This is a genomic window from Craterilacuibacter sp., assembly GCF_051659485.1.
Taxonomy (GTDB): Bacteria; Pseudomonadota; Gammaproteobacteria; order Burkholderiales; family Chromobacteriaceae; genus Craterilacuibacter.
Genome location: NZ_JBOFOO010000035.1, coordinates 1 through 3,935, shown reverse-complemented (window position 1 = coordinate 3,935; position 3,935 = coordinate 1). Strand labels below are relative to the sequence as shown.

The 3,935-nt window shown below is 59.0% G+C and carries 5 protein-coding genes; 2 read left to right on the top strand and 3 right to left on the bottom strand.

Features of this window, described 5'->3' with window-relative positions:
• Window positions 1-34: 34 nt before the first annotated feature.
• A complete protein-coding gene (locus ACRC1E_RS01060; RefSeq protein WP_438513257.1) occupies window positions 35-637 on the bottom strand; it encodes a TetR/AcrR family transcriptional regulator in 603 nt (200 codons plus the stop codon).
• Window positions 638-794: 157 nt separating this feature from the next.
• Between ACRC1E_RS01060 and ACRC1E_RS01055 the strand changes: the two genes are divergently transcribed.
• Window positions 795-2,324, top strand: coding sequence for a fumarate hydratase (locus tag ACRC1E_RS01055; RefSeq protein ID WP_438513256.1), 1,530 nt, complete (start codon window positions 795-797; stop codon window positions 2,322-2,324).
• A gap of 61 nt (window positions 2,325-2,385) precedes the next feature.
• Here ACRC1E_RS01055 and udk read toward each other — a convergent pair whose 3' ends face one another.
• Window positions 2,386-3,000, bottom strand: a complete 615-nt coding sequence (gene udk, locus ACRC1E_RS01050) for a uridine kinase (RefSeq protein ID WP_438513255.1) — start codon at window positions 2,998-3,000, stop codon at window positions 2,386-2,388.
• A 71-nt stretch (window positions 3,001-3,071) separates the two neighbouring features.
• The gene (locus tag ACRC1E_RS01045) at window positions 3,072-3,710 is read right to left on the bottom strand and encodes a glutathione S-transferase family protein (protein WP_438513254.1); all 639 of its coding nucleotides are present in this window, start codon (window positions 3,708-3,710) and stop codon (window positions 3,072-3,074) included.
• A 157-nt stretch (window positions 3,711-3,867) separates the two neighbouring features.
• Between ACRC1E_RS01045 and ACRC1E_RS01040 the strand changes: the two genes are divergently transcribed.
• On the top strand, window positions 3,868-3,935 hold a 68-nt coding region (locus tag ACRC1E_RS01040; protein WP_438513258.1), incomplete at its 3' end, for a helix-turn-helix domain-containing protein.

Here is a 3,935-nt window from a genome sequence, read left to right as displayed (position 1 = left end):
GTAAACCGCCCTGTCGGCCAGGGCGGTAAGGGGTTTAAATCGGGGCGGGCAAGCGTTGTGCGGTTTCGTCCAGCAGGCGGCGTAGTGGCGCGCTGTCACGGGCGACCTTGCTGCGTAGTGCCATGCCCAGCCAGTTGCTGTAGAGCGACTCGGCCAGTTGTTCGGGGTGTTCATGCGGGGCCAGTGCGCCTTCGGCAATACCTGTTCGGATGGCGCAGGCCAGGCGGGCGATGACCTGGTTCATGCCGTGATCCAGTACTTCGCGCATCCCCTCGGACAGGTCGGAGACTTCAGCTGCGAGTTTGACGGCCAGGCAGGTCGTGCTGTGATCATTGCACTCGGCCAATTCGACCCAGCGGGCAAAATAAGCCAGCAGACGCTGGCGCGGATTGCCCGGCGCACCGTCGCCAAGACACAGCAGCAGCTGGCTGTCGTAATTGGCGAAGTAGCGGCTTAGCAGGGCGATGCCGAAGTCTTCCTTGGATTTGAAATAATGGTAGAACGAGCCCTTGGGGACGCCGGCTTCGCGCAGCAGTTCGGCCAGCCCCAGCGCGGTAAAGCCGCGGTGCTGGATCAGCCTGTCGCCGGTGTCTAGGATATGGGCCTGAGTATCAGGGTAGAGCGGGTGTCTGGACATGGTAGGCATCTTAATAGACCAGTCGTCTATTTGCAAGCGCCATATTCTTGGCGTGACGCAACTCGGTGTGCATTCTACAATGCTGGCCAACAATGAAACAGGTCGTGCCCAGCCTATTGCCGGGCACTCAGCTGATGCCCAACCGTGGAGAAACCCGATGAGTACGATCCGTCAGGATGATTTCATCCAGAGTATTGCCGACGCCTTCCAATACATTTCCTACTACCACCCCAAGGACTTTATCGACGCGCTGTACGCGGCTTATCTGGCCGAAGAAAGCCCGGCTGCCAAGGATGCGATGGCGCAGATTCTGGTCAACAGCCGCATGTGCGCCGAAGGCCATCGCCCGATTTGTCAGGATACCGGTATTGCCGTGGTCTTCCTCAAGGTGGGCATGAATGTACGCTGGGACGCCAGTTTGTCGGTACAGGAGATGGTGAACGAGGGCGTACGCCGTGCCTACCTTAATCCGGACAATAAGCTCAGGGCCTCGGTCTTGCTTGATCCGGCCGGCAAGCGCACCAATAGCAAGGACAATACGCCGGCGGTGGTGCACTACGAGATAGTCGAGGGCGACCACCTTGAAGTGATCTGTGCCGCCAAGGGCGGCGGTTCGGAAAATAAGTCCAAATTTTATGCGCTCAACCCGTCGGACTCGCTGGTCGACTGGGTACTCAAGACCATTCCGACCATGGGCGCCGGCTGGTGTCCGCCGGGCATCCTCGGTATCGGTATCGGTGGCACACCGGAAAAATCGATGCTGCTGGCCAAGGAAAGCCTGATGGCGCCGGTGGACATCCATCTGGTGAAGGAAAAAGCTGCCCGCGGCGAGACGCTGACCCGTGTTGAAGAGCTGCGTCTGGAATTGCTGGAAAAAATCAATGCACTGGGTATCGGTGCGCAGGGCCTGGGCGGGCTCACCACCGTGCTCGACGTCAAGATCCTCGACTATCCAACCCATGCGGCATCCTTGCCGGTGGCGATGATTCCGAACTGCGCGGCCACGCGCCATGTACATTTCCATCTGGATGGCAGCGGCCCGGCGCAGCTGGAAGCGCCCAAGCTGGAAGACTGGCCGGACATTCCTTACGACAATGCCGGCGGCCGCCGCGTAAATCTGGATACCGTTACCCGCGAAGACGTTGCCAGCTGGAAGCCGGGCGAAGTGCTGTTACTGAACGGCAAGATGCTGACCGGCCGCGATGCCGCACACAAACGCATGGTCGACATGTTGAACAAGGGCGAGAAGTTGCCGGTGGATTTAGCCGGCCGCTTTATCTATTACGTAGGCCCGGTCGATCCGGTCGGCGACGAAGTGGTGGGGCCGGCAGGCCCGACGACCGCCACACGCATGGACAAGTTTACCGAGCAAATTCTGGCTGAAACCGGCCTGTTGGGCATGATAGGCAAGGCCGAGCGCGGCCCGGCGGCCATCGATGCGATCAAGAAGCACCAGTCGGTGTATCTGATGGCGGTCGGCGGCTCGGCCTATCTGGTGTCCAAGGCAATCAAGGCCTCGCGCGTGCTGGGCTTTGCCGACCTGGGCATGGAGGCGATCTACGAGTTTGAGGTTGAAGACATGCCGGTGACGGTGGCGGTAGATAGCCAGGGGTCGTCGGTACACCAGACCGGGCCTGCCGAATGGCGCGGCAAAATCGGCAAAAAAATCCCGATTACGGCGCTTTAAAACCCTCGTCGCAAAACAAAGGCCGGAATGATTCCGGCCTTTTTTGCGGGGTGGCGCATGCTTACTTCAGCAGGTTGCCGACGCGCGCGGTAATCAGGTCGACCGCCGGGTCGTTGACGCCGTGTGGCAGGATCACGTCGGCAAAGCGTTTGGTCGGTTCGACAAACTGGTTGTGCATCGGGCGTACCGTGCCCAAGTACTGCTCGATGACGCTGGGCATGGTGCGGCCGCGCTCGGCGATATCGCGCTCCAGACGGCGGATGAAGCGTACATCGCCATCGGTATCGACAAAAATCTTCAATGACATCAGGTCGCGTAGTGCCTGATCGTAGAGCGCGAAAATGCCTTCGATCACGATGACCGGTGCACCGACCACGGTTTCGGTCTGCGCGGCACGGGTGTGATTGGCAAAGTCGTAGATCGGCATTTCGATAGGTACACCGTTTTTCAGGTCGTCGATATGCTGGATCAAGAGCGGCCAGTCGAACGCATGCGGATGGTCGTAGTTGGTATGCAGGCGCTGTTCCATCGTCAGATGGCTCTGGTCGCGATAGTAATTGTCCTGAATGATGACCGCAGCCTTGTCGCTGCCTATCGTCTCGACCACCTTGCAGGTGACGGTTGTTTTGCCGCTGCCGCTGCCACCGGCGACGCCGATAATAAAGGGTGTACTCATATGCTGCTCCCGGGAAAGCGCGCTAGTTTAGCAAACTCTGATGAATGGTGCGCCACCACTTTGGTCAACGATCAGTCTTGTGTGCCGTCTTGCTCGGCTTGGGCACCGGCTATCCATTCCTGCATCGCCGGCAGGGCATGCATATGCTCGGCGTAAGCTTGTGCCAGGGGCGGCAGGTTGATGCCGTAGCTGGCAAAGCGCAGCACCACGGGGGCGTACATGGCATCGGCCAGCGTGAAGTGGCCGAACAGGAATGGCCCGTTTCCCTGATGTTCTTGCCGTAGTGTTTGCCAGATGGCGCTGATGCGCTCGATATCGGCCTGGGTGGCTTCATCCCGCACCGTATCATGCTGCTGCAACACAACATTCATGGGCAGGTTCTGGCGCAGGGCATTAAAGCCCGAGTGCATCTCGGCCGTGATCGCCCGCGCGGTGGCCCTTTTTGCCGGCTCGCGCGGCCACAACTGGGCGGCGGGGTAGCATTCGGCCAGATACTCGCAAATCGCCAGCGAGTCCCAGATACGCAGATGATGGTCAAACAAGACCGGCACTTTGCCGCTGGGGCTGTATTGCAGGATGTGCTGTTGTGTATCCGGCTGGTAGAGGTGTAGCGGTATTTCCTCGAAGGGTTCGTTGACCATCTTGAGAACCAGCCACGGACGTAAAGACCAGGAGGAGAAATTTTTGTCGGCAATAACGAGTCGGAACATGGCTGGCACTCAATGTGGACGATGTAATGCATTCTAGATGAAAAAATGCCCCGTGTAGAACGGGGCATGGCAGCGGCAGGCATCGCGACGCCGCAGGCGTCCATTAATTTAGCAAATCCACTTGCGCCGTGTTTCGGCAAATCTGTATCGTGGTCATATGCAACGACTCCAAGCCTTTAAATACGAACTCATGCCCAACGGCGAACAGCAGCGCGACATGCGCCG

Excerpts from the sequence above, each read along its gene's own strand:
- ACRC1E_RS01055 (WP_438513256.1), top strand. The coding sequence starts at position 795 with ATGAGTACGATCCGTCAGGATGATTTCATCCAGAGTATTGCCGACGCC.
- ACRC1E_RS01060 (WP_438513257.1), bottom strand. The coding sequence starts at position 637 with ATGTCCAGACACCCGCTCTACCCTGATACTCAGGCCCATATCCTAGAC.
- ACRC1E_RS01045 (WP_438513254.1), bottom strand. The coding sequence starts at position 3,710 with ATGTTCCGACTCGTTATTGCCGACAAAAATTTCTCCTCCTGGTCTTTA.
- udk (WP_438513255.1), bottom strand. The coding sequence starts at position 3,000 with ATGAGTACACCCTTTATTATCGGCGTCGCCGGTGGCAGCGGCAGCGGC.